Here is a 23,804-nt window from a genome sequence, read left to right on the forward strand (position 1 = left end):
AAATATAGTAACTATACTTTATGGACATAAAGACACTTGTCAAGCTCACATCCCGTGCCTGGTCTCTGAGTATTCTAGCAGCACTGCATGCGCACGTGCCGGGACGACAGGCCCCGTTGCTTGCCGCAACCGGCGCAAGCCGAACTGCCTTTGCATCAAGCCTGGAACATCTTGTGGAGCTCGGGCTTCTTGAGCGGAACCCGGGTCATGGGCATCCGCTGCGCCCGGAATTCAGGTTAACTCAGGCCGGCCAAGAGGCCGCCGAGATTGCCAGCAGGATTATCCAGTTGGTTCAAAATGATACCGAATTTTCGCTGTTGCGGCGAAACTGGACGGTTCCGATACTGGCGCTGACAGACGCGCCCCAGCGCTTTTCGACCATCAAGTCGGATCTGGGGACGATCACGGATCGGGCGTTGTCGAAGTCATTGCATCAGCTCGAGGCGAAAGACTGGCTGCAGCGCGACATCGACATGTCAGGCCGCGCCGCGTATCCCACCTATCATGCGATCAACACCGGCATCGAGATCACTCGTGCGATTGGCCTGACAGGATAGACCGTTATAACTCGCCGCTGACCTAAGCAGTCAGGTGCGCGGAAAATGCCGCGACCACCTGCTCATAAACCTCTCGCTTGAACGGGACGATTTCCTCAACCAACCGGGCCGGGTCCTGCCATTTCCACTGCGTGAACTCCGGGTGGTCGGTCTGAATATTGATCTGATCGTCCTGACCGACAAAGCGCATCAGGTACCATTTCTGTTCCTGCCCCCGATAACGGCCTTTCCAGATCTTCGGAACAATGTCGTGGGGCAGATCATAGGGCAGCCAGCCATCTGTTTCGGCGACGATCTCGACCAGATCCGAGGTCACACCGGTTTCTTCCCACAATTCGCGCAATGCCGCATCACGCGGGTCTTCGCCTTTGTCGACGCCGCCTTGGGGCATTTGCCACGCGTCCTTGGGGCCGTCATTGCGCATACCGACGAATATCTTTCCCTCGACATTCATCAACATCAGCCCGACGCAGGGGCGATAAGGCAGATTGGCGATCTCTTCGGGGGTCATGTTCGGCCTCATGCAAGTGCTATGAACCGTCTGTATCAAGGGCCGTAACGGCAGCAAAGGGGATGACGTTAGGTTTCGCGTGACAAAGTTGACGCGAACGTCAATCTAACACCGAAATTCGCGAGGGAGAGTTCCGCCATGACTGCGTATCCTAACATGCTGGCCCCGCTGGATCTGGGCTTCACCACTCTGAAGAACCGTGTGCTGATGGGTTCGATGCACACAGGGCTTGAGGAAACCGGCGACTGGAACCGGGTTGCAGAATTCTATGCCGACCGAGCGCGGGGCGGCGTGTCGCTTATGGTGACGGGCGGCATCGGACCGAACCTCGAAGGCTCGGTTTTGCCAGGTGCTGCGATGATGGCGACCGAAAAAGACGTGGCGAACCATTCCATCGTGACGGACCGTGTGCATCAGGCAGGCGGTAAGATTGCCATGCAGATCCTGCACGCAGGGCGCTATGCCTATGGTCCGAAGTGCGTGGCTCCCAGCCCGGTGAAATCCCCCATTTCTCCGTTCCCGCCGAATGAGCTGGGCGAAGAGGGCATCGAAAAGCAGATCAGCGACATCGTCAACGCTGCGGTTCTTGCCCAGCAAGCGGGTTATGACGGGGTCGAGATCATGGGATCTGAGGGATATTTCCTGAACCAGTTCCTCGTGACCCACACCAACAAGCGCACCGACCGCTGGGGCGGATCTTACGAGAACCGGATGCGTCTTCCAATTGAAGTGGGGCGCCGCACGCGTGAGGCAGTGGGCACCGATTTCATCATCATCTACCGCCTGTCGATGATCGATCTTGTGCCAAACGGCTCGACCCATGAAGAGGTTGTCGAGCTGGCGCAGCGGATCGAGGAAGCAGGCGCCACGATCATCAACACCGGCATCGGCTGGCATGAAGCTCGGATTCCGACCATTGCCACCAGTGTTCCCCGCGCGGCCTTTGCCTGGGTGACGAAAAAACTGATGGGCAAGGTCTCGATCCCAGTGATCACTTCGAACCGCATCAACACGCCCGAAGTCGCAGAAGAGGTTCTGTCGACCGGCTGCGCCGACATGGTGTCGCTGGCGCGCCCAATGCTGGCGGATGCTGATTTCGTGAACAAGGCGATAGCGGGTGAGGCCGCCAAGATCGCACCCTGCATCGCCTGCAATCAGGCCTGTCTGGACCACACCTTCAGCGGCAAGCTGACCTCATGCCTGGTGAACCCGCGCGCCTGCCACGAGACCGAGTTGGTGATCACCAAGGCGGAAGCCGCCAAGAAAATCGCCATCGTCGGTGCGGGACCCGCCGGCCTGTCGACGGCCATGACGGCCGCCCAGCGCGGCCATGACGTGACGCTTTTCGACCGCGCCAGTGAAATCGGTGGTCAGTTGAACATGGCCAAACAGGTTCCGGGCAAAGAAGAGTTCTGGGGGCTGGTCGACTGGTACCGCACGATGATTGCCGATCACGGCGTCAGGCTTGAGCTGAACCGGGACGTCAGCGCCGATGACCTGACCGGCTTTGACGAAGTGGTGATTGCCACCGGCGTCACCCCGCGCGATCCGCAGATACCGGGCCAGGATCGGGACAATGTCCTAAGCTACGTCGATGTGCTGCGCGACAAGGCCAAGGTTGGCAAGTCGGCTGCCGTGATCGGGGCCGGGGGGATCGGGTTCGATGTGTCTGAATACCTCTTGGAAGAAGGGCACAGCGCGACAACCGACTTGCCGCTCTGGATGAAGGAATGGGGTGTGACCGATCCAGAGGAACACCGGTCTGGCCTGGCCCCCGAGGGCCCGCAACCCGCAGGCCCCGCGCGTCAGGTCACACTCCTGCAACGCAAAAAACAGGCGCACGGCAAGGGGTTGGGCAAGACAACGGGCTGGATTCACCGCGCGACGCTTAAAATGAAGAACGTCAATTTCGTCGGCGGCGTGAATTATGAACGTATCGACGATGCCGGGCTGCACATCAGCTTTGGCGAAGAACGCGCGGATCCAACGGTAATCGCGGCGGACTCGATTGTGCTGTGCTCTGGTCAGGTGTCAGAACGCAGCCTTGCGGATGACTTGATCGAACGCGGTGTCACGCCGCACGTGATTGGCGGTGCGGACGTTGCGGCCGAACTGGACGCCAAGCGGGCGATCAACCAGGGCACGCGACTGGCCGCGGAACTGTAAGACGCGTCGCAAGGTTTGGATGAGGTTCATTCGGACAGCGCCAGTTTGGCGCCCATCGCACCGAAAGCCGTCGCAAAGCACCGTTTGATCCATGCCATCACCGATGGGCGGCTTATGACATAGTCGCGCGCAAGCGCGGCGCACGCGCCGTACCCAATGAAGACAACAAAGGTCATGGCCATAAAGGCAAGGGCGAGTTTTACCAGCTCAAGCCCCGCGTGCGATGTGTCGGCCGGTATGAACTGAGGCAGGAAGGCCAGGAAAAACAGGGACAGCTTTGGGTTCAGGACATTGATCAACGTCCCGGTGATTACGATTTTAAAATACCCTTTGGTCGTCTTCCGGGCGTTGATCTCCATCGCGCCGCCGTCCTTTACGATGCCCCAGGCCATGTAGAACAGATAGAGCACGCCGAGATACTTGATGATCTGAAAGGCGAGCGCGCTGGTATGCAACAGCGCGGCCAGTCCGATGATACTGGCAACGGCGGCAGGCACGATCCCAATCGTACACCCGAGGGCGGCCGCAAGACTGGCCCTGAATCCGCGCCCAAGCCCTACGGCCAATGTATAAATCACACCGGTGCCCGGCAGCAGCACGACAATCAGGGATGTGAGAAAGAACTCCAGCGACATGCAAGCCCCTCAATAGCGATGGCCTGCAAAGTTCCCTATTCAGCATCAATTGTAAACACCATCGGATCCGGTGAATTGTGCAACGATCTCCTGTTGGGTGGTTACTCCACCGTAATCGTAATCACCTCGGACACAATCGGTGTGGCATGCGGCACATGCCCGGCATCACCCAGAACCAGTTGCAAGGTATGCTCGCCCGGAGCCAGCTCCAGTGTCACCTCGGTCTGGCCACCGCCGAAATGCAGGTGATTGTCATCCGAAGGCAACCCATAGGCCAGCTCGTCAGCGCCGTCTTCACCTTCTCCCAAAGGCGGACGGTCAACCAATAGATGATGGTGGCCGGTGTTTTCCTTCTCCGTTCCGGCGGGCGCTACGCCCATTCGGCTCAATCCAAAGACGACGGTCACGGGGGATTGCACTACATCTCCATCCGACAAGTTCACGAAATAGACTTTTGCATCAGGATTTGACGGTGTCTCGCCCCCGGCCCAGACAAGGGTTGCGGTCAGACTGAATAGAACGGCTGAAAAAAAGGCTTTCATGATCTCCTCCCAGGTCACAAATTTGCCATTCTCAGCATAGCATAGTTGGAAAGAAATCCGGAAAACCGCGTCTCACAAGGCTGATAGACGCCCTTCGAGACCATCGTTTCCACGTTTCCCAGTTGAAAACGATCCAAATGAAAACCCTGATATTATCCCATGTCTGCCCCGTTCTCGCCCAGATTGAGCGCGATAGTGCAACAATGAACAGAAGACCTGGGGAACGAGAATGGATCGACTAACCGAAATGGAGGCCTTTTCCAACGTGGTGGACCAGGGGGGATTCACCGACGCGGCCAAAAAGATGGGCATCTCCAAATCGGCCGTATCAAAGCACGTATCAAGCCTTGAGGCGCGATTGGGTGCACGGCTGCTGAACCGGACGACGCGCCGGGTTTCACCAACCGAAATTGGATTGGCTTACTATGACCGCGCCCGGCGCGTTCTGAACGACGCAGGCGAAGCAGACGCATTGGTAACTTCGATGCAATCCGCGCCGTCCGGTCTGTTGCGGATCAGTGTTGCAACGGATTTCGGTGTAAATCACCTCTCTCCGGTATTGTCTCAATTTCTTGCCTCTTACCCCGATATCACCGTGAACATGGTGCTGAACAACCGCTATGTGGAACTGATTTCCGAAGGGTTTGATGTCGCGGTCCGCATTGGTGAGCTGGAGGACAGCACTCTGCGCGCGCGCAAACTGACGGAAACCGTGAAACGCATGGTTGCGGCGCCGAAATATATCGAACAATTCGGGCGCCCGCAGAAGATCGACGATCTGAACGAACACAAACTGTTGCATTACTCAAGCCAATCTTCCGGCAGCGTCTGGAGGCTGACCGCGCCATCCGGCGAAAAGCGCCAGGTGCGCACTGCCGGTTGGTTGAGTGTCAACGACGGGCAATCGCTGCTGAACGCGGCCATCTCGGGCCTGGGGATCGCACATCTGCCCAGCTATCTGTATGCAGACGCATTGAAATCGGGTCAGGTGGTTGATGCAATGCCATCGCTGCCGGACGAAGTTCAGGGCATTTACGCTGTATACCCGCCCGGCCGCTTCACGCAGCCCAAAGTGCGGGCATTCATTGATTTTCTTGTCGAATCCTTTGCGGAAAAGGGTCCGATGGACTGGTAATAACCTCCCTTGGCAACTACAGGCCCGCGCCACTTTGCGCGGGCTTTTTTTATTCGTCTATCACCGAAAGTCCCATCGCCCTGGCAACCGAACGGAGCGACTGAGTCAAAACCGCCTGTCCGGGCAACGGGGTTTCGGAGCGCCCGGCGAGCAGTGCGATATCGCGGTTGGCATTCGGGATATTCAACGGGCGCAGGCGCACTTCGTCCCGGTAGATCCCCTGCTTGCGCGCATAAAGATCGGGCAATACTGCAACGCCAACCCCGGATGCAGCCATCAGAACGATGGAATCCAGCGTTGTGCCTTCGTATTCGTCCGAGACGACACCGCCGCATTCCGCGGCAAGTGCGTAGACGATGCGCGACAACCGGTGGCTTTGGTCCAGCGTCAGGAAAAGGCGGTTTTGCAGATCGGCGGTGGTGACCCCGTGCAAGTCCCTGGCCAGAACGTCATCGACTGCTACGGCAACCCAAAGGGTTTCATTGAACAGCCGTCGTTGCACGGTATTCGGGTGATCCTCAGGTGTCGAAAGGATCAAGTCAAAGCGCCCGGATTTCAGACCCTGTTCCAGATCGCGGGTGTTTTCCTCGCGCACAACGATGCGAAGGCCGGGACGCAATCGGTGTACCTCTTTGATCACTTGCGGCAGCAGATACGGGCCGATCGAGGGTAAGACCCCCAGGCGGAGGCGCCCGCCGACCGGCATGTCGCTGGTCATGGCATGGCGCAGGTCTTTCACGTCGGCCAAGATTTTCTGAGCGCGCGAAATGAAGTCCTCTCCACGCGCCGTCACCTGCACACCGCCGCGATTTCGGTCAAAAATTCGAATGCCAAGCTCTTGTTCTACCGTGGCAATCTGGGCCGACAGGCTGGGCTGGCTGACGTTCAGGACTTCGGCCGCCAGACTGAACCGGCCCAAACGGCTGACTGTGACGATGTATTCCAACTGGCGCAGGGTAGGTCGCATTTATATAACTTCAAACTAATCAACCATTAGAAAGATAGTATTTGGCCAAAGCTAATTTGCAAGGCACCTAGCCCAGAAAAAGGGAACAGGAGCCCATTTATGCCCGGAGTGATCGAAACGCTGTCCAGCAACCTGCTGGTGCCGACCATTTTGTTTTTTGCCCTTGGCCTGCTGGCATCCTTTGCGCGCAGCGACCTTTCGATCCCCGCCGGAGCGGCGAAATTCATGTCGCTGTACCTGTTGCTGGCCATTGGTTTCAAAGGCGGCAGCAGCCTGGCCGCGCATGGCATCCATCTGGACCTTTTCCTGACCCTGCTGGGGGGCGTCGTGCTGTCATTTGCCATCCCGTTCGTGGCTTTTGGTCTGCTGCGGGTGATGACACGTCTTGATCCGCTAAACGCGGCAGCGGTAGCCGGGCATTACGGCTCGATCTCGATCGTGACCTTTGTCACCGCCACCAGTCTGCTGGACCTGGTAGGGCTGACCCATGACGGGTTCATGGTGGCCGTCGCAGCGGCGATGGAGGTGCCCGCGATCCTGTCCGCCCTGTGGTTGGCGCACAAAGCCGGCAACAACGGTGTCAAAGATGACAAGCTCTGGCGCGATCTGCTGGCCAATGGGTCAATCGTGCTGTTGACGGGGTCATTCCTGATCGGTGCCATCACCGGCGGCGAAGGGATGCAGATGATCGCGCCATTCATCGTGACGCCTTTCACCGGCATTCTGTGTCTGTTTCTTCTAGATATGGGTCTGTCCGCAGGGCGCAGCCTGATCAAGAACCGGGACAAACTGTCGCTCGGATTGTTTGCCTTTGGCGTGCTGATGCCGCTGATCGGCGCGATGATGGCCTGGGTGATGGGTTCGATGATCGGCTTGTCCCAGGGCAGTCTGTTCCTGTTCATGGTGCTGTCAGCCTCGGCCTCATACATCGCCGTGCCGGCCGCCATGAAGATCGCGCTGCCAAAGGCCGAAGCCGGGATATACCTGACCTTGTCCCTGGGTGTGTCCTTTCCGTTCAATATCACGGTCGGGTTGCCGCTATACCTGTGGTGGGTCAGTTGACCAGCAACACAGCCTCGACCCGGCGGTTGATATCCCGGCCTTCGGGGGTGGCGTTCGAAGTGATCGGCGCCAGATACCCGGCCCCTTGTGCCTCGACCCGGTCGGCAGCCACACCATACGTGTCGATCAGGCGAGTGCGAACGGCCTCGGCGCGTCGGGTGCTGACCGTGATATTGGCCTGCAGCGCACCGGTATCGTCCGTGTGCCCCACCAGCGCCAGTCGCGTTCCGGGATTATCGGCCAGATAGGCGGCCAGCAATGCCAGTGAGCCAAAAGGCCCCTCGCCCAACGCCACCTCACCCGTATTGAAGTGCAGATCGTCCAGAATGACATGCCCGTCACGCTGCAAATCGGACAACAGCCCACCCGACCCGTCGACCGTTTCTTCGATCACCAATGGCGGTTCAGGCGGCGCACCAACCGGGGTCACCCGGATCATCTGGACGTAGCCGTCCGGCGGGTTGCGACTGATTAGCAGGCTCAGAACCTCTTGCCCGCGCGTGGCTGACAGGAAACGGTAGTCGTGGATCGCCACATACATGTCGGGCGTCGGCACAACCTCGGTGCCAAATCGGAAATCGAAACCGCCGCAGGTGCGGGCTTCGCATTCGAATTCCATCTCGAACCCCTGCGCCTGCAGTTGATCCCGCAAGGGCGCCAGGATTTGCAGCGTCGTACTGGATCCCGCCTGCAATCGCCACGTGATCCGCTCGACCCGACCCTCGACGGTGCGGGCAGGAACGGCATCATCCGCGAAGGCGCCGACGGGAAGTTGATAGCTGTCCAGCGCGCTGGTTCGCTCGCTGATCTGTCGCGCACTTGCTGGCAATGTCAGCTCCTGCGCAAAAACAGGACTGGCAGACAGAAACGCGCACAGGGACAGAATTCGGATCATCGGGCCTGCGCGTGATATTCGGGGTTCGGAATCATGCCGGTGGCGCTGGCCACGCGGTTCGTCATGTTGAAGAACCCGGCCACATTCGCGATGTCCCAGATGTCGCGATCAGAAAAGCCGATATCGCGCAGGCGCTGCCGGTCCGGTTCTTCCACTTCGGCACTGGCTCTGGTCATCTTCGCCGCAAAATCCAGCATCGCGCGCTGGCGGTCGTTCAGGGGGGCAACGCGGTAATTCATTACCAGCATCTCGCCCAATTGGGGATCGCCGGACAGCTGGCGCACAGCCGCGCCATGGGCGACGAGGCAATAGAAACACTTGTTGATGGACGAGACGACCACCGCAATCATCTCACGTTCCAGCTTGGACAGCCCGCTGTCAGCCAGCATCAGGTCATTATACATCGCCGTGAACGCGTTCAGCTTGTCGATGTCGAATGCGTAGGCCTGCAGCACATTGGGGATCATCCCCAGTTTCTCGACGCAGATATCAAAATACTTCTGTGTCTCGGGCGGCAGCGGGTCCACGACTGCCAGGTTCAGCGCGGTGGGCAGGTCCTGTTTCGTCAATTCGGTCTCCTCAGACACGTTGCCGGTAGTGGTATTCTCCGACGATCTCCATCCCCAGCGAATGGTAGAGGCCGTTGGCCCCGGCATTCGCCTTGGTACAGATAACGCTAAGGGTCTGGGCTCCGTTGTCCAGCGCCCAAATGGCCGCGGCACGCATGGCCCATTGGCCCAGCCCGTGACGGCGGTGCTCCGGAAGAATCTCCAGCGCGTGGACCATGGCGATGCCGTCGTGAATGGCAACAAACCCCGCACCCGCAGGCTGATCCTGGCGCCGCATCAAAAGGCCGGTCTTTAAGGCCTGAACCCGATCCATGACCGCCAACCGTTCGGGACCAATGCCGCCCTGCGCCCAGATCTCACGCATGATCGCAAGAGGTGGCCAGATATTGAATATGGTGACACGGGGGATTGGCAGGTCGGTCAGGTGGTCGACCGGGCAGGCGTAAATGTTCACCGGATCGAAAATGTCATATCCGCGATCCGCCAGTTGGCCATCCAGATCCTCGTCACCGGGACGCAGGCAGAAAAGACGTTTCTGGCCGATGGCCAGCATCGCAGCCTCGGCCGCGTCAATATCGGCGCTGCTCACCTCGCCCAGCCGGCTGGCTGCCGACACGCGGGACCCGCCACCCTGTCCGTGGCGCAACTGCAGCGAACCCAGCCGCTCAAACCGCGCGGCAGGCCATGTGGTGTCGACAATTTCAGCCCAGTCAACGTTCACAGTTCAAGCTCTTTTGCGAGGCGTGTCATGGCAGCGTCGATACGCGCGCCTTCGGTTCCCCGAACCACCACATTGGCGCCGAACACGCCATTCATCTGGAACGGATAGCACCCGATGGAAAGATCACCGAACTCCTCGGCCAAGGCCGCCAAGGTGGCGGCGATGTCACCCTCTCCGCGGTTAACGCGCAGGGTTTGGGACAACAGCGGCCTGCCACCGGTCAGACGAGGCAAAACGCTTGCCACCATGGCCTGAAAGATCACCGGAATACCGGCCATCACATGCACATTGCCGATGCTGAACCCCGGCGCCGTCGAAACGGGATTGTCGATTAGTACCGCCCCGTCCGGAATGCGGGCCATGCGCAGGCGGGCCGCGTTCAGTTCCAGCCCGGACTTCTCGTAATGCACCTCAAGCAAGGCCCGCGCGTCCGCGCGGACGTCAATTGAGGCACCAAAGGCGCGCGCCATGCAATCCGCGGTAATATCGTCGTGGGTCGGACCGATGCCGCCGCTGGTGAAGACATGATCATACGCCTCGGAAAGAGCCTTCACCGCAGTTTCGATCGCCGGGGCATCATCGCTGACAACACGTGCTTCTTTCAGGTCGATCCCGTGTTTGGTCAACTCCTGTGCCAGGAAATGCATATTCGCGTCGCGGGTGCTTCCCGACAGGATCTCATCCCCGATCACAAGCATCGCGGCAGTTGGATTGGCCATGGCACCCTCTCCTCTTGATCGACTGTCTGGGCAGGTATAGGCCGTTGGCCATGCGATTTGAAACCCCTCTTGTTCCCGCCCGCCTGATCCGCCGCTACAAACGATTTCTTGCCGACTGCATATTGGAGGATGGACGCGAAGTAACGGCCCACTGCGCCAATCCCGGCTCGATGATGGGATTGGCCGAGCCGGGCGAGAAAATCTGGCTGGAACCGAACGACGATCCGAAGAAAAAGCTGAAATTCGGCTGGCGGCTGGTCGATCATGAAAACGGTCATTTCACAGGGGTTGATACCTCGGTTCCGAACAAGGCCTTGCGCATTGCGTTGGAGGCCGGAGAGCTTCCCGAATTGGCGCAGTACCAGAGCGTGCGCGCCGAAGTGAAGTACGGCGAAAACAGCCGCATTGATTTTCTGCTGACCCAACCCGGATTGCCGGATGCCTATGTCGAGGTCAAAAGCGTCACCCTTTCGCGCCAGCCGGGTCTGGCCGAGTTTCCGGACAGTGTTACCGCCCGCGGCGCCAAGCATCTGAGCGAGTTGTCAGCCATGGTGGCGCAGGGGCACCGGGCAATCATGCTGTATCTGGTGCAGCGGACGGATTGCGACCGTTTTGCGCTGGCGTCAGATATCGACCCGGCTTACGCCACCGCGTTCGAGGTGGCACAGGCCAAGGGAGTGGAGCGTTTGGTCTATGGAACGCGCATTTCGCCCAAGGGCGTTTGGGTGGATGTAAACCGGATGAGGCAGCCTATTTGAAAAGCGGTTCTTAGAGCCCTATTCAACGCCCGGGCGAGGATGTGACGGAACCGACGGCCTGCTGTGACTTAGTTTTCTTCCTTCAGATCCGGCCACAATTCCGCATCCAGGCCTTGAATAAACGGGTCAAGCTGGATCGCCACCGTCCGCCAGCGCCCGACCGAGGACGCGCTGACCGGCTTTCTGATCTGCAAACTGCTGGCCGTCCTGACCGCATCCGAAGATTTTTGCGGCGACAACATAGCGTCTTCGAAGGGCAGATCGCAAATCCATGCAAGCTCGGTGGCGGCATCGTTCAGGTTTTCGACCAGGTATTCGTATTGGATGTCGTGGATGCGACCCGGCAGCTCGTTTTGCCAATGCAGCATGTAGCGGCGATAGCGATTGGCCTCGGCCGCCATCCAATTCAGGTCATGTGTGAAATAGAGCCCTGCGGCCCCAAAATGTGTGCGCCACATGGAAAGGGCGATATCTCTTGGGTCCCTCTGAACATTCAGAATGACCGCGTTCGGGAAGGCCTGAGCCATGGCACCAATGAACGCGTAGTTGCCGGGGGCCTTGTCCACAAAGGCCACAGTGTTATCGGCAAGTTCGGGTAGATTATTGCTATAGAAATCCGTAAGTTTCTGCGCCTGCCGCAATTCCGAGGGCTGCGCTTCGGCCTTTCTGGCCCATTGGTGAACGCTGGCAAGCTCCCCCAATCCCTGAACACGGGAATGCGCCGACAGAATGCGTTCGACAAGCGTTGTGCCCGATCTGGGCAGGCCGACGACAAAGATCGGGCGCACTGCATCCGGGTGCGGATCAACTGCCGCAACGGGTAGGGGCGCAGCCAGCCGTTTCCGGCATTCCTTCGCGCTACGGGATTCCCAATTCTGAAAGCCTTCTCGCAACAGCTTGTGCGCTTCGCCGAGAAAATGCATCTCCTGCGGTGTGTCTTTGTCCCGCTGCGCCAGACTGGCGGCGGCGAAGCAGACCATCGCGGCAGCTTCCCGGTTGGGCATGGCGGCGCCAAGCGCCGATGAAACCTGGGTTTTCAAAGCCGATTGGTCATCCGGCGACAGGTTCGGGAGCTTTGCCATGAACTCAAGCGTTTCGGGATGTGCCGGTGCCATTTCAAATGCGGCGCGAGCATATGTCAGCGCATCATCCAGCCGACCCACGCCGACCAGAGCCTTGGCCAGACGCAGTTGTCCATAGTGGAACTTCGGATTCTGTCCGACGAGAGCGGTCAGCACATCGATGGCGCGGTCCCACTGACGCAGTTCATCCAGTATGTCTGCCTGCAGGCAATGTGCCTGCAAATTCGCCGGCTGGTGTTCGAGCACCTGCTCGATTGCGGCCAAAGATTTCTTAGGCTCACCTTCGCGTAGCAACGCCATTGCGCGGATGAACTGCTGCGGCGGTGTCAAAGGGGCTTTGGCACCAATCTTTGCGAGGAACCGCAGAGCTGCGTCCGCATCTCCGCCCTGAACCAGACTCAGGCCGTAATTCTGAATCAATTCCGGATTTGCCGGATCCAGGCGCCAGGCCTGTTCGAAATGCGTCTGGGCCAGCTTGAACTTTTGCTGCTGGATTGCGCTCAAACCCGCAAGTCTTGGCAGGGCCGGCACGTTTGGCCACTTCTTTGCGGCCTTGGTTGCACGTTTGAAAGCCCGCTCCGGTCGGCCGTTTTTGAGCAGGTCACCAATGCTGGCGATTTCGGCCCTTAGCTGGTCAGCTTTAGCCTCCGCGCGCCCTTCTCTCATTTTCGCAACCGGGTAGGGTTTACCTTGTGCTATTTCATTCGGTCGCGAGGGTCCACCTGAGATGAGGCGTTTGGCCGCCGAGCACTTGATATTGTGACTGCGCGCCCTCTGGTACTTTCTGCACAAGCAGCGTAAAAGGAGTGCTGCGCGAAACATTTGGAGCCTAGCGTCGATGAAAGAACATCGTGGCCGTCTGACCAAGGACGGTATCCGCATTTACGAACAGGGTGACTTTGCCGGCATGCACGCGGCAGGGGCCTTGGCTGCGCGGATTCTCGACGACATTGCAGAGCACGTCTTTCCCGGCCAAAGCACAGGCGAGATTGACCGGATCATCACGCAGATGGTCGAGGATGCGGGCGCAAAGTCGGCGACCATCGGATACAAGGGCTATCAGCACGCCAGCTGCATTTCGGTCAACCACGTGGTCTGCCACGGAATTCCCGGCGACAAAAAGCTGAAAGATGGCGATATCCTGAATATCGATGTCACCGTCATCGTCGACGGCTGGTTCGGCGATACTTCGCGCATGTTTGTCGCAGGAAAGCTGCCGCGCAAGGCCGAGCGGTTAATCCAGGTGACCCATGACGCGCTGTTCAAAGGCATCGAAATGGTCAAGCCGGGCAATACCTTCGGCGATATCGGTCATGCCATACAGTCCTATGTCGAATCACATCGGATGAGTGTCGTGCGCGATTTCTGCGGTCATGGGCTGGGTCGCGTGTTCCACGCGCCGCCCAATGTGCTGCATTACGGTCGTCCGGGAACCGGCGCAAAGCTGGAAGAGGGCATGTTCTTCACGATCGAGCCAATGGTGAATCTGGGCCGCCCCGAGACCAAGACCCTGGCCGATGACTGGACGGCTGTTACTCGCGACAAATCACTGTCTGCGCAGTTCGAACACTCGGTTGGTGTTACGGCGGATGGGGTCGAAATCTTCACCCTGTCACCGGGCGGAAAGTTCCACCCGACCTATTCGTCCTGATCCGCGGCCTGCTCGCGCAGGATTTTCAGCAGCAAAGTCTCATTACCCCAGGGTGTAAGTGCATCCTGGATGAAGACCGGCGCGCGCAGGGGTTTGGGCTCGGGCCCGGTCACGGTTTCGGCATCCCGTGAAAAGGTCCAGAGCGGAGGGGTCAGTGCACGGTCCATGGACCGGATATTAGCACGATCGGTTCAAATACCCAAAAGCGCCGGAACCTCTGCCATGTCGGTAAATGGTTCAGCACCAAGGTCTGCCAGCTTCGCACCGTCCCCGTGCGGCGCATAGGCCAGACAGCGCATATTGGCGCGGATCGCGGCGGTTACGCCATTCTGGCTGTCTTCGATGACAACCGCAGAGGTCGCCCCAAACCGTTCGGCTGCCTTTTGAAACATCGTCGGATCAGGCTTGGCGGTTCCCAGCTCGTGTGCCGAATACATCACGTCGCTGAATCGGTCCCACAATCCGTTCTGTCCCAGCGTGATTTTCATCTTGTCCCGGCTGCCGTTTGAAGCGACGCAGAATGAAATTTCCTGTTGATCAAGCCTTTGGATCAATTCGGGGATGCCCGCCACCAAAGACACGCCTGCGCGCAGTCTGTCATAGGTTTGGGCATAAACCTGATCGACCCAATTGTCCGGTAAATCCGCACCCAACGCCCGCGCCTTGTCGCGCACGCCGGTCATAGTACCGCCAAGGAAAAAGCCAACGCTGTCTTCAAGGGTCAGGTTCAACCCAAATTGCGCGAGATTCTCGACCAGCACCTGATTGGACAATGGTTCACTGTCAACAAGTACGCCGTCGCAATCAAAAATGACCAAATCGTGCATGTGGGCCTCCGCCTGTTTCAGCCTGAAACATTCCGCCACATCAAGGAGATATGCGTATCGCCGTATTTCCGCGAGCCCTGCAGGTCGAACGCGTCGGGGGCAACCATCGGGGCGTTTTCCTCCCAGACCAAAAGGGCTTTGTCACTCACCCATCCGCCGGAAACCGCCGCCGCCACTGCCTTTTGACCCAGCGCTTTGCCGTACGGCGGATCAAGGAAGATCAAATCGCAAGGTGCCCCCGGATTGTCGGCCAAGCGGGTCGCGTCCCGCCGGATCAATTCGGTGCGGTCGGCGCTGCGGGTCAGATCGATATTCTTGCGAATGAGGCTCTGCGCCGCACGCCCGTCATCGACAAACGTGACATGCGCCGCGCCACGCGATAACGCCTCAAGCCCCAGCGCGCCGGTGCCGGCAAACAGATCCAACACGCGCAGACCTTCGAAATCGATCTGATGCGTCAGCACATTGAACAGGCTTTCGCGAACCCTGTCGGTAGTGGGGCGCAGATGCGCCCCCACATCCCCCTTGCCGACCGAGGCCAAGGCCCGGCCCCGGAACTCTCCGGCGATGATCCTCACGCCTTGAGCAGCGGTTTCAGATCCGCATCCGGATCGGCCACGATGGCCGGATCGGCAGTTTTGCCCGCGTCGATCAACCGCTTGCCAACCATATAGGCCCGCGGATCGTTCATCGCGTCCACGGCGATCAGCTGATCGCCCTTGTAGTACCAGAAGGAAACCGTCTGCCCTTCGCCCTGACGGGTCACCACGCGGTCATAGCCGGTGTTCAGGCCCGCGATCTGAAGCTTGACGTCATACTGATCCGACCAGAACCACGGCGTCGCAACATAGTCGCGCGCCGCGCCCAGCATGTTCTGAGCCACGATTTCCGCTTGATCGATGGCGTTGGGCACACTTTCCAGGCGAATGCGATTGCCTTGATGCGGGAACGACGCGCAGTCGCCCGCTGCCCAGATCGATGGATCAGATGTGCGGCCATGGGCATCGACCTTGATGCCGTTGTCCAGTTCCAGCCCCGCCATCTCGGCCAGTTGCGTCGACGGCGCGATGCCTACACCGACGACAACGAAATCGACCGGCAGCTCGGTGCCGTCAGACAGTACAGCGCCGGTAACCTTGCCACCTTCTCCGAGCAGGCGATCCAGCCCGACCCCTTCGCGGATGTCGGCGCCGTATGCGCCGTGCAAGCTGCGGAAATAGTCGCTGGTCTCGGGCGCGGCGACCCGTTGGAGGATACGGTCGGCCATCTCGACCAGAGTCACCTTGACCCCGCGCTTGGCGCAGACCGCCGCAGCCTCGAGCCCGATATAACCACCACCCACGATCAGGGCGCGCGCGCCTTCGGTGACGTACGGGCCCATCTCGTCGACATGGGCCAGATCACGCACCACGTGGACACCGCCCAGCTCGCCGCCAATGGCAGCAGGAAGACGGCGCGGGTCGGAACCGGTGGTCAGGGCCAGTTCGTCATAGTGGACTACCTCATCGCCCACAGTCACCGTCTTGGCCTGCGGATCGATTGCGGTCACGCGTTCGCCCAGACGCAGGGTGATGTTGTTCTCGGCATAAAAGCTCTCGGGACGCAGGAACAGGCGTTCCATCTCCATCTCGCCCAGCAGATAGGCCTTGGACAAGGGTGGGCGCTGATAGGGCAGATGCGGCTCGGCCCCGATCAGGGTGATATCGCCCTCGAACCCGTCCTTGCGCAGTCTTGCGACAAGCGATGCACCCGCCTGCCCGGCACCGATCACGACAATATGGCTCATGTTCCTCCCAGCCTGTCTTCTTTCTGTGGTCACCTTCGCTCGCTCACCTATATTGCGGCTGGGACCGACTCTGCAAATCCAAACGACAGGAGTACAAAAATGATTTCAACAGGTGACACGCTGCCTGACGCCACACTGCTTCAGATGGGCGCGAACGGCCCGGAAGAAGTTCGGATTTCAGACAAGACAAAGGGGCGCAAGGTCGTCATCTTCGCTGTCCCCGGCGCGTTTACCGGCACTTGCACAAATACGCATGTGCCCAGCTTCATTCGTACAAAAGAACAGTTCGATGCCAAAGGTGTGGATGAAATCATCTGCATATCGGTCAACGACCCCTTTGTGATGAATGCCTGGGGCGAGGCCACCAGCGCCACCAATGCTGGCCTGACCATGCTGGCTGATGCCACATCCGAATTCACCAAGGCGGTAGGCATGGACTTTGACGCGCCACCGGTCGGGCTTATCGCCCGGTCCAGGCGCTATGCGATGCTGGTTGAGGATGGCCAGGTCGTGGCGCTGAATCTGGAAGAAAACCCGGGCACCTGCGAGGTTTCTTCAGGCGAAGGGTTGTTGGAGGTGGTATGATCCCCTGGGCCCCCGGCGCTGCCCGGGGCCACATGAAACCTATTTAACTTGATACAACGCTCTGATGTGCGAATACTTGGCGAATACAATCAGGGAGTTTGTTGATGAAGTTTAAAGCAATTGCGCTTGTTTTGGGCTGCTCGGGCGCTTTGGCGGCCTGTGGCCCGGCCCCGACACCACAACAACAGGCTGCGCGCCAGCACGAGATTGCGTGCCTCAGCGGAACATTGGGCGGTGCGCTGATCGGTGGCGCCATCGGCAACCAGTTTGGCGGCGGGTCGGGCAAGACCATTCTGACAGCCGCGGGCGCGGCCGCCGGTGGTTTCGAAGGCCAGAGATACGCATGCTGAGGAGAGCTGAGATGAAAACCGTAACACCAGTGATCCTGACCCTGATGATGACCGGCGCAGCAATGGCCGAGAGCGTCGCAGAGCTGCACGAAGCCGAGTTGAAAGCCATCGACACGAATAATGACGGATTTCTGTCCAAAGACGAATTCAATGCGTTCTCGGATTATGCCTTTCAGGAAATGGACGATGACAAGAACGGAACCCTTGGTCTGAGCGAAGCAAAGCCGTTTCTGGATATCAAACAGTTCCAGTCCGTTGACCGGAATGGGGACAGCCTTATTTCCAGAGCAGAGTACGACTCGCAGATGAACGATGATTTCAACGCGGCTGATCTGGATGGCAATGGCCGCTTGGACTAGCGGCAGGAGCGTAAAATGAACAGATGGATCGGATTGGGCGCGGTTGCGCTGCTGGCGGCGTGCGACGTGCCGCAGGCACCCGTGGTGACGGGCCCGGACGGGCAGGAACGCATTCAGATCAATACCAGCGGGCTGACCTGCTACAAGACACGCTGCCTGGACATCAACCCGGCCGCGCGAAGCGTCCGGTCTGTCGGCAACCGCACGATCAGAATTCCGGGCAATATCAACGTCAGTGATGGCACGGTGACGCCGGCCGAGTTCGAACAGATGGGTACCGCTGCACTGCTGGCAGGCGGTATGGGATCACGCGGTGATCGCTAACAGACTGTCCATCTTGCGTGCCAGCTTGGCGTCCAGAGCCGAAAGGCCACCTACATCATGGGTGGAAAGCACCACCTCGACCGTGCGGTAGACATTGGACCATTCGGGGTGGTGGTTCCATTTCTCGGCAAAAATCGCCACCTGGGTCATCCAGCCGAAGGCGTGGACGAAATCCTCGAAGATGAAGGTCTTGGTGATCGCATCGCGATCTTCGACCATGGTCCAGCCATTTCTGAACAGCGGGTCCAGCAGCGGCCCGCGGGTCTCGGTCGACAATAGTTCGGTCATTGCTGTTCCTCCGGGTTCGATTTTCTGAACGGGCCGTAATCCGTCAGAATCTCGATCTCTTCTCCCACTGCATGGGCCTCGGCGTCCAGATATTTTGCAACAGCGTCCGCAAATCCCGGATCGCCGATCCAGTGCAGGCTGTAGGTGCGGGTGGGCAAATAGCCCCGCGCCAGCTTGTGCTCGCCCTGCGCACCGGCTTCGACACGGGCAAGGCCGTGAGCAATGGCAAAGTCGATCGCCCTATAATAACACAGTTCGAAATGCAGGCAGGGGTGATGCTCGACACAGCCCCAATAACGCCCGAAAAGCGTTTCGCGCCCAATGAAGTTCAATGCACCGGCGACCGGGTAGCCATTGCGCTCGGCCAGGACCAGGGCCATGTCCCCGGCCAATGTTTCCTGCGCAATATCAAAGAATTGGCGGGTCAGGTAAGGCGCGCCCCATTTGCGGGACCCGGTATCCTGATAAAAGCGCCAGAAGGCATCCCAATGTTCGGGACGCAGGTCAGCTTCGGTCAGAGTACGGATGTCGCCGCCAAATCCGCAGGCTTGCGCCCGCTCCTTGCGGATATTCTTGCGCTTGCGGGACGACAGGGCGGCCAGAAACCCATCAAAATCCGCGTAGCCGCCATTCAGCCAGTGAAACTGCTGCGAGGTTCGCGGCAACAGTCCCATCTGCTCCCCCGCCAGCGCTTCGGCCTCGGTGCAGAACGTGGCATGCAAGGATGATACCCTGTTTTCGGCGGACAGTTGCACTGCCCCCTGCACCAGCGCCGACATGCCCACAGCGTCATATCCGGGCCGGACAAGAAACCGCCGCCCGGTGGCCGGGGTAAACGGAACCGCGATCTGCAATTTCGGATAGTATCGACCCCCGGCGCTCTCGTAGGCGTGCGCCCAACTGTGGTCAAAGATGTACTCGCCCTGACTGTGGGATTTTGCATACATCGGCGCCGCGCCGATCAGCATTCCGTCCAGATATGCGGTCAGGTATTGGGGCTGCCAACCCGTACCGCGCCCAACCGAGCCGCTTTCCTCAAGTGCGGACAAAAACCGATGTGTCGTGAACGGATCCAACGGGCGTCCGCCATCGGCTGTTTCAGGGCAGGCGCAGCTGTCCCACTCGACCGCAGAAATCTGCGAAAGCGAGCTCAGAACCCGAACTTCAATTTGTGCCTGATCCATGTCCCCTCCGCGCCTGACCTTTATCTGTGACGGCGCGGGGTGGGATCAACCCGGATGCGGTGCCAAATAACCCTCGAAGGTCACATTGTCGGCAACTCTGCGCGCCAGCGCCTCCTGTTCGGGCGAACGAACGGTCCAGCACAGAATCGGCACGCCCTGCGCCTTCAGCTCGGCCACGCGGGGACTGTCCAAATCCTTTACGTCGTGACTGATGAAGCTGGCACCAACGCGATCGAAATCCCGAACGGCGCGCAAATTTTCACAGGTTTCAGCGGGCAGTGCCCAGCTGTTGGGGTCATAGGCACTGGTAACCAACCCGCGCGGCAAATCCGGGGCCAGCCGGGCCAGTTCCGCGACGCTGTGCGGGTTGAAGGACATTAATGCAACCGGACCATCGTATCCCTTCAAGGCACGGATCGCATCCTGCTCCAGTATCCCGATTTCTGGCCCCATGGCCCCGTCCTGATCTTTGAATTCGATCAGCAGCGGTACTTTTCCGGCGACCAGTTCCAGTACCTCGTCCAGTGTCGGAATGCCGTCGTCAGCGCATAGCAATTGCGTGGCCTGGGCCTGTTCGGCGCTGATCTGACGGATCGGACCCGGCTGGCCGGTCAGACGGGCCAAGTCATAGTCATGAAAGACCATCGCCCGACCATCGGCGGTAAGTTGCAGATCGATTTCGATCCCATAGCCTGCGTCGACTGCGGCACGGATTGCCGCCCGGCTGTTTTCCGGGCGGCTGTCAGATTTGTCATGCAGTGCCCGATGCGCGATCGGGCTTTGCAGGAACTCTGCTGGCAGAGGCGGTGTCATTGAACCTCGAAAATGCCTTCGATTTCGACGGCAACACCCAACGGCAGAGACGCGGCGCTGACAGCCGAGCGCGAGTGGCGGCCGGCTTCACCCAGTGCTTCGACCAAAAAGTCGGAGGCGCCGTTGATCACCTGCGGTTGCGCCGTAAAATCGGCTGTCGAGTTCACGAACCCGGTCAACTTAATCACACGCACCAATTTATCGATGTCGCCGCCACAGGCCGCCTTGACCTGTGCCAGAAGGTTGATGGCGCAAACCCGTGCCGCAGCCGCGCCTGCTTCCACATCCATGTCCTCACCCAGCTTACCGGTGATCAGATCTTCGGCCTTGGAAATCTGGCCCGAGACGTAAACGATGTTACCGACGCGCACGAAGGGTACGTAATTCGCCGCCGGCGCAGGTGCGTCCGGCAGATTGACGCCCAGGCTGTCCAGTTTTGCTGCGATGCTCATGAGTTGATCCTCATCAAAATTTCGACTCGCGCGGACGCTAACCGGGATGGCGCGCTTCGAAAAGTCGGAAACCGGCATTTTCGTCATCTGCCACGATCTGAGCGTAAGTTCTCTTATTCCGGCAGTGGTGATTTCGGTCACTTTACCGGATTGTGTTTGTCGGGTTAAAGGCTAGGTGTTTCAATTCCAGTTTGAAACTTTTATGTGTCAGCAACTTGAGGCCCCACCGCCCGGCCGCAGCAGTATCGATTGAATGCCGGACAACATTGAGCTGGCGATCTGGAGTAACGAAAGACCGTGTCGAGCAGATTCCGTTTGAAACATTTTTTCATGCTGTCCGTCATGGCAGTGCTGAGCGCCTGCGCAACGCAGCCGCCGGAAGAAGCGGCCCGTGGTGAGATCTTCGATCCTTACGAGAATGCGAACCGTGGCATTCACAAGTTCAATCTGGGGGTCGACCGGTTTCTGTTTCGCCCGGCCTCGAAGGGCTATGTGAAAATCGTGCCCGACCCCATGGTCACCAGTTTCAGCACTTTTGCCGAGAACCTGACTTTGCCCGGACAAGCAGTCGATTACCTGCTGCAGGGCAATCTCAAGCAGTCCGGCAACGCGCTGCTGCGCTTTGTCATCAACATGACAGTTGGCGGTGCAGGCTTGTCGTCGCCCGCAGATGAATTGAACCTGCCCCCTGTGGATACCGACTTTGGCGAAACGCTGCATGTCTGGGGCTTTGGCGAAGGCGCGTATGTCGAGCTGCCCTTTTATGGCCCGTCGACCACACGCGATGCCGTGGGCGTTGTGGTCAATCTCTTTTCGAATCCGATTAACTTCAGCCCGACACGCCCGGCGGACAACCTGGGTGTCTATGCCGAGATCGTCCGGCGGATGGGTGACCGGGGCCGGTTCTCGGATACGGTCGACTCGATTTTATATGAAAGTGCAGACAGTTACGCGCAGGCTCGCCTGATCTATCTGCAAAACCGTCGCTTCGAACTGGCAAGGGATGACGAAGAGGCCTATCTGGGACTGTATGACGACCCCTATGCCGTAACCGGGACCGACCCCGTCAGAGACCCCTATCTCGACCCTTACGAGGACCCCTATGCCGAATAACCTGATGAACCGTCGCCGATTTGTCGCAACGGCCCTGACCGGGCTGGCGGCTGTCACATTACCCCTGCCCGCATTTGCGTTGACCGAGGACGGTGCCAAGCAACTGGTCAATAGCGTGGTCGCCGATATCACTCGTGTCATCGAGTCCGGCAAATCCGAAAACGCTATGCTGCGAGATTTCCAGAAGATTTTTGTACAATATGGCGACGTGCCGATCATGGCGCGCTATGCCCTGGGTGTCGAAGCCCGCAGCGCGTCCCCTTCCCAGATGCGCCAGTTCACCAAGGCGTTCGAGCGTTATATCTCGCGCAAATATGGCCGCCGGTTCCGCGAATTCATTGGCGGGGAAGTGACCGTTCGCAATGCGCGCAAGATCAAGGCTGGGTATGAGGTCAGAACCTCGGTCAAGCTGCAGGGTTCGGCGCCGTTTGACGTGACCTTCCTGGTGTCGGACAAATCCGGTAAAGGCAAATTCTTCAACATGTTTATCGAAGGCGTGAACCTGCTGCTGACCGAACGGACCGAGATCGGGGCGATGCTGGATGCACGCAAAGGCAATCTGAACCAGTTGATCAAGGACCTGAACAAGACCGGCTGATACGGTCCGCGTTTTTCTGAATAACAGCCGCGCGATCACCTCGCGCGGCTGTTTTCTTAGTTCAATCGTTCACCGGTTTCTTTCGCGAAATAGGAAACCTTGCTCATATCGAAAGCGAGATTCAGCATCTCACCCGCCTGCGCGCTGGTTTCCGCATGCAGACGCGCCGTCACCTGTTTGCCACCCAGTTCAGAAACCACGTAAGTGTCCGCGCCCGCAGGTTCGACCATGTCGACCAGACAGGCGGCCTCCTGCACCCCAGCACCGGCCCGGAACCCGGCCTCGGCAATGTCTTCGGGGCGCAGACCCAGAATGACATCCGGTGGCAATGACAGGTCGCGCGCGTCGGTGAGCACGAGAGGCTCTCCAGCTTCGCGGGCTATCGAAATCTGAGTTCCGGATCCGTTTTTTGTTGCTTTCGCCGGGATCAGGTTCATCGCGGGTGAGCCCATGAAGTCGGCTACGAACAAGTTGGCCGGATTGTTGTAAATCTCGGCCGGGCTGCCGATCTGTTGCACGATCCCGCCCTTCAGCACCACGATCTTGGTCGCCAATGTCATCGCTTCGATCTGATCATGCGTCACATAGACAATCGAGGCATCCAGCGTCTGGTGCAGCTTCTTGATTTCGGTCCGCATCTCAACCCGCAGCTTGGCGTCGAGATTCGACAGCGGCTCGTCAAACAGGAACAGCTTTGGATCGCGCACCAACGCCCGGCCCATTGCCACACGCTGACGTTGCCCTCCCGACAACTGGCTGGGACGGCGGTTCAGCAATTGCTCGATCTGCAGCAGGGAGGCGACCTCTTTCAGCTTCGCGTCCTGCGTGGCCTGATCGACGCCCCGCACCTTCATGCCGAAGGTGATGTTCTTGGCCACCGACATGGTTGGGTAAAGCGCATAGGACTGGAACACCATGGCGATGTCGCGATCCTTGGGGCTGACATGGGTCATGTCCTTCCCCCCGATGGCCAGCGTCCCGCCGGTGATCGGCTCCAGCCCTGCAATACAGTTCAGCAGGGTGGACTTGCCGCAACCCGACGGGCCGACCAGCACTAGGAAGTCGCCCGGTTCGATCGAGATGTTGATGTCCTTCAGAATCTCGGTCGCGCCGTAATTCTTGTAGAGGTTGTTGATATCGAGGATGGGAGCCATG

Annotated in this window: 30 protein-coding genes; 12 read left to right on the forward strand and 18 right to left on the reverse strand. The window is 59.1% G+C overall.

Features of this window, described 5'->3' with window-relative positions:
- The first annotated feature begins 20 nt into the window (after nucleotides 1–20).
- Nucleotides 21–557, forward strand: coding sequence for a winged helix-turn-helix transcriptional regulator (locus AC2TDJ_RS00585; RefSeq protein WP_480838201.1), 537 nt, complete (start codon nucleotides 21–23; stop codon nucleotides 555–557).
- Between the two features lie 22 nt (nucleotides 558–579).
- Here the strand turns inward: AC2TDJ_RS00585 and AC2TDJ_RS00590 are convergent, their stop codons facing one another.
- Entirely contained in the window at nucleotides 580–1,068 is a 489-nt protein-coding gene (locus AC2TDJ_RS00590; RefSeq protein WP_480838203.1) for an RNA pyrophosphohydrolase, read from the reverse strand.
- Between the two features lie 138 nt (nucleotides 1,069–1,206).
- On the opposite strand from AC2TDJ_RS00590, the gene AC2TDJ_RS00595 reads away from it, so the two are divergent.
- Complete coding sequence (locus AC2TDJ_RS00595) at nucleotides 1,207–3,234, forward strand: FAD-dependent oxidoreductase (RefSeq protein ID WP_480838205.1); 2,028 nt, start codon at nucleotides 1,207–1,209, stop codon at nucleotides 3,232–3,234.
- Nucleotides 3,235–3,260: 26 nt separating this feature from the next.
- On the opposite strand, the gene AC2TDJ_RS00600 is transcribed toward AC2TDJ_RS00595, so the two are convergent.
- Nucleotides 3,261–3,869: a LysE family translocator gene (locus AC2TDJ_RS00600; protein WP_480838207.1), complete on the reverse strand. Its 609-nt coding sequence runs from the start codon at nucleotides 3,867–3,869 to the stop codon at nucleotides 3,261–3,263.
- A 101-nt stretch (nucleotides 3,870–3,970) separates the two neighbouring features.
- Nucleotides 3,971–4,411 carry a DUF4399 domain-containing protein gene (locus AC2TDJ_RS00605; protein ID WP_480838209.1) on the reverse strand — a complete coding sequence of 147 codons (441 nt, stop codon included), beginning with the start codon at nucleotides 4,409–4,411 and terminating at the stop codon, nucleotides 3,971–3,973.
- A gap of 229 nt (nucleotides 4,412–4,640) precedes the next feature.
- Here AC2TDJ_RS00605 and AC2TDJ_RS00610 point away from each other — a divergent pair, with 229 nt between their 5' ends.
- Nucleotides 4,641–5,546 (forward strand): LysR family transcriptional regulator, encoded by a 906-nt coding sequence (locus tag AC2TDJ_RS00610; RefSeq protein WP_480838211.1) that lies wholly within the window; start codon nucleotides 4,641–4,643, stop codon nucleotides 5,544–5,546.
- 49 nt (nucleotides 5,547–5,595) lie between these two features.
- On the opposite strand, the gene AC2TDJ_RS00615 is transcribed toward AC2TDJ_RS00610, so the two are convergent.
- The gene (locus AC2TDJ_RS00615; RefSeq protein WP_480838213.1) at nucleotides 5,596–6,513 is read right to left on the reverse strand and encodes a hydrogen peroxide-inducible genes activator; all 918 of its coding nucleotides are present in this window, start codon (nucleotides 6,511–6,513) and stop codon (nucleotides 5,596–5,598) included.
- Between the two features lie 99 nt (nucleotides 6,514–6,612).
- Between AC2TDJ_RS00615 and AC2TDJ_RS00620 the strand changes: the two genes are divergently transcribed.
- Nucleotides 6,613–7,575 carry a sodium-dependent bicarbonate transport family permease gene (locus tag AC2TDJ_RS00620; RefSeq protein WP_480838215.1) on the forward strand — a complete coding sequence of 321 codons (963 nt, stop codon included), beginning with the start codon at nucleotides 6,613–6,615 and terminating at the stop codon, nucleotides 7,573–7,575.
- Here AC2TDJ_RS00620 and AC2TDJ_RS00625 read toward each other — a convergent pair.
- The 4 genes from AC2TDJ_RS00625 to AC2TDJ_RS00640 are packed head-to-tail and all read right to left on the reverse strand — an operon-like array spanning nucleotide 7,568 to nucleotide 10,479.
- Nucleotides 7,568–8,470 carry an OmpA family protein gene (locus tag AC2TDJ_RS00625; protein WP_480838217.1) on the reverse strand — a complete coding sequence of 301 codons (903 nt, stop codon included), beginning with the start codon at nucleotides 8,468–8,470 and terminating at the stop codon, nucleotides 7,568–7,570. The genes AC2TDJ_RS00620 and AC2TDJ_RS00625 overlap by 8 nt on opposite strands.
- Complete coding sequence (locus tag AC2TDJ_RS00630; protein WP_480838219.1) at nucleotides 8,467–9,039, reverse strand: peroxidase-related enzyme; 573 nt, start codon at nucleotides 9,037–9,039, stop codon at nucleotides 8,467–8,469. The genes AC2TDJ_RS00625 and AC2TDJ_RS00630 overlap by 4 nt, the downstream gene beginning before the upstream one ends.
- Nucleotides 9,040–9,049: 10 nt before the next feature.
- Nucleotides 9,050–9,760 carry a GNAT family N-acetyltransferase gene (locus tag AC2TDJ_RS00635; protein WP_480838221.1) on the reverse strand — a complete coding sequence of 237 codons (711 nt, stop codon included), beginning with the start codon at nucleotides 9,758–9,760 and terminating at the stop codon, nucleotides 9,050–9,052.
- A complete protein-coding gene (locus tag AC2TDJ_RS00640) occupies nucleotides 9,757–10,479 on the reverse strand; it encodes a competence/damage-inducible protein A (protein ID WP_480838224.1) in 723 nt (240 codons plus the stop codon). Before AC2TDJ_RS00640 ends, AC2TDJ_RS00635 begins: the two co-directional genes overlap by 4 nt.
- A gap of 50 nt (nucleotides 10,480–10,529) precedes the next feature.
- Between AC2TDJ_RS00640 and sfsA the strand changes: the two genes are divergently transcribed.
- Nucleotides 10,530–11,237: a DNA/RNA nuclease SfsA gene (gene sfsA, locus AC2TDJ_RS00645; protein ID WP_480838226.1), complete on the forward strand. Its 708-nt coding sequence runs from the start codon at nucleotides 10,530–10,532 to the stop codon at nucleotides 11,235–11,237.
- A 68-nt stretch (nucleotides 11,238–11,305) separates the two neighbouring features.
- On the opposite strand, the gene AC2TDJ_RS00650 is transcribed toward sfsA, so the two are convergent.
- On the reverse strand, nucleotides 11,306–12,823 hold the full coding sequence (locus AC2TDJ_RS00650; protein ID WP_480838228.1) for a tetratricopeptide repeat-containing sulfotransferase family protein: 1,518 nt from the start codon (nucleotides 12,821–12,823) through the stop codon (nucleotides 11,306–11,308).
- 334 nt (nucleotides 12,824–13,157) lie between these two features.
- Between AC2TDJ_RS00650 and map the strand changes: the two genes are divergently transcribed.
- Entirely contained in the window at nucleotides 13,158–13,970 is an 813-nt protein-coding gene (gene map, locus AC2TDJ_RS00655; RefSeq protein WP_480838230.1) for a type I methionyl aminopeptidase, read from the forward strand.
- Here map and AC2TDJ_RS00660 read toward each other — a convergent pair.
- Genes AC2TDJ_RS00660 through AC2TDJ_RS00675 form a run of 4 tightly spaced genes read right to left on the reverse strand, consistent with a single transcriptional unit; the run spans nucleotide 13,958 to nucleotide 16,583 of the window.
- Nucleotides 13,958–14,137: a hypothetical protein gene (locus AC2TDJ_RS00660; protein WP_480838232.1), complete on the reverse strand. Its 180-nt coding sequence runs from the start codon at nucleotides 14,135–14,137 to the stop codon at nucleotides 13,958–13,960. The two genes, map and AC2TDJ_RS00660, sit on opposite strands and share 13 nt — an antisense overlap.
- A 24-nt stretch (nucleotides 14,138–14,161) precedes the next feature.
- Nucleotides 14,162–14,797 carry an HAD family hydrolase gene (locus AC2TDJ_RS00665; protein WP_480838234.1) on the reverse strand — a complete coding sequence of 212 codons (636 nt, stop codon included), beginning with the start codon at nucleotides 14,795–14,797 and terminating at the stop codon, nucleotides 14,162–14,164.
- Between the two features lie 17 nt (nucleotides 14,798–14,814).
- Nucleotides 14,815–15,375: a 16S rRNA (guanine(966)-N(2))-methyltransferase RsmD gene (gene rsmD / locus AC2TDJ_RS00670; protein ID WP_480838236.1), complete on the reverse strand. Its 561-nt coding sequence runs from the start codon at nucleotides 15,373–15,375 to the stop codon at nucleotides 14,815–14,817.
- On the reverse strand, nucleotides 15,372–16,583 hold the full coding sequence (locus AC2TDJ_RS00675; protein WP_480838238.1) for an NAD(P)/FAD-dependent oxidoreductase: 1,212 nt from the start codon (nucleotides 16,581–16,583) through the stop codon (nucleotides 15,372–15,374). Before AC2TDJ_RS00675 ends, rsmD begins: the two co-directional genes overlap by 4 nt.
- Nucleotides 16,584–16,682: 99 nt before the next feature.
- Between AC2TDJ_RS00675 and AC2TDJ_RS00680 the strand changes: the two genes are divergently transcribed.
- The 4 genes from AC2TDJ_RS00680 to AC2TDJ_RS00695 all read left to right on the forward strand — a co-directional run bounded on the left by AC2TDJ_RS00680 (nucleotide 16,683) and on the right by AC2TDJ_RS00695 (nucleotide 18,201).
- On the forward strand, nucleotides 16,683–17,168 hold the full coding sequence (locus AC2TDJ_RS00680; RefSeq protein ID WP_480838240.1) for a redoxin family protein: 486 nt from the start codon (nucleotides 16,683–16,685) through the stop codon (nucleotides 17,166–17,168).
- 104 nt (nucleotides 17,169–17,272) lie between these two features.
- Entirely contained in the window at nucleotides 17,273–17,518 is a 246-nt protein-coding gene (locus tag AC2TDJ_RS00685) for a glycine zipper 2TM domain-containing protein (RefSeq protein ID WP_480838242.1), read from the forward strand.
- A gap of 11 nt (nucleotides 17,519–17,529) precedes the next feature.
- Nucleotides 17,530–17,877: an EF-hand domain-containing protein gene (locus AC2TDJ_RS00690; protein ID WP_480838244.1), complete on the forward strand. Its 348-nt coding sequence runs from the start codon at nucleotides 17,530–17,532 to the stop codon at nucleotides 17,875–17,877.
- 15 nt (nucleotides 17,878–17,892) lie between these two features.
- Entirely contained in the window at nucleotides 17,893–18,201 is a 309-nt protein-coding gene (locus tag AC2TDJ_RS00695; RefSeq protein ID WP_480838246.1) for a hypothetical protein, read from the forward strand.
- On the opposite strand, the gene AC2TDJ_RS00700 is transcribed toward AC2TDJ_RS00695, so the two are convergent.
- The 4 genes from AC2TDJ_RS00700 to AC2TDJ_RS00715 are packed head-to-tail and all read right to left on the reverse strand — an operon-like array spanning nucleotide 18,184 to nucleotide 20,938.
- Nucleotides 18,184–18,489: a 4a-hydroxytetrahydrobiopterin dehydratase gene (locus AC2TDJ_RS00700; protein ID WP_480838248.1), complete on the reverse strand. Its 306-nt coding sequence runs from the start codon at nucleotides 18,487–18,489 to the stop codon at nucleotides 18,184–18,186. The genes AC2TDJ_RS00695 and AC2TDJ_RS00700 overlap by 18 nt on opposite strands.
- The gene (locus tag AC2TDJ_RS00705) at nucleotides 18,486–19,673 is read right to left on the reverse strand and encodes a GNAT family N-acetyltransferase (RefSeq protein WP_480838250.1); all 1,188 of its coding nucleotides are present in this window, start codon (nucleotides 19,671–19,673) and stop codon (nucleotides 18,486–18,488) included. The genes AC2TDJ_RS00700 and AC2TDJ_RS00705 overlap by 4 nt, the downstream gene beginning before the upstream one ends.
- A gap of 45 nt (nucleotides 19,674–19,718) precedes the next feature.
- Nucleotides 19,719–20,486: a glycerophosphodiester phosphodiesterase family protein gene (locus AC2TDJ_RS00710; protein WP_480838252.1), complete on the reverse strand. Its 768-nt coding sequence runs from the start codon at nucleotides 20,484–20,486 to the stop codon at nucleotides 19,719–19,721.
- Entirely contained in the window at nucleotides 20,483–20,938 is a 456-nt protein-coding gene (locus AC2TDJ_RS00715) for a RidA family protein (protein WP_480838254.1), read from the reverse strand. Before AC2TDJ_RS00715 ends, AC2TDJ_RS00710 begins: the two co-directional genes overlap by 4 nt.
- Nucleotides 20,939–21,268: 330 nt before the next feature.
- On the opposite strand from AC2TDJ_RS00715, the gene AC2TDJ_RS00720 reads away from it, so the two are divergent.
- Both AC2TDJ_RS00720 and AC2TDJ_RS00725 read left to right on the forward strand, forming a co-directional pair.
- Entirely contained in the window at nucleotides 21,269–22,051 is a 783-nt protein-coding gene (locus AC2TDJ_RS00720; protein WP_480838256.1) for an MlaA family lipoprotein, read from the forward strand.
- The gene (locus AC2TDJ_RS00725; protein WP_480838258.1) at nucleotides 22,041–22,649 is read left to right on the forward strand and encodes an MlaC/ttg2D family ABC transporter substrate-binding protein; all 609 of its coding nucleotides are present in this window, start codon (nucleotides 22,041–22,043) and stop codon (nucleotides 22,647–22,649) included. Before AC2TDJ_RS00720 ends, AC2TDJ_RS00725 begins: the two co-directional genes overlap by 11 nt.
- A gap of 56 nt (nucleotides 22,650–22,705) precedes the next feature.
- Here the strand turns inward: AC2TDJ_RS00725 and AC2TDJ_RS00730 are convergent, their stop codons facing one another.
- Nucleotides 22,706–23,803 (reverse strand): ABC transporter ATP-binding protein, encoded by a 1,098-nt coding sequence (locus AC2TDJ_RS00730; protein WP_480838260.1) that lies wholly within the window; start codon nucleotides 23,801–23,803, stop codon nucleotides 22,706–22,708.
- Nucleotide 23,804 lies beyond the last annotated feature (1 nt).

This window comes from Ruegeria sp. HKCCD6647-2 (genome assembly GCF_057221075.1).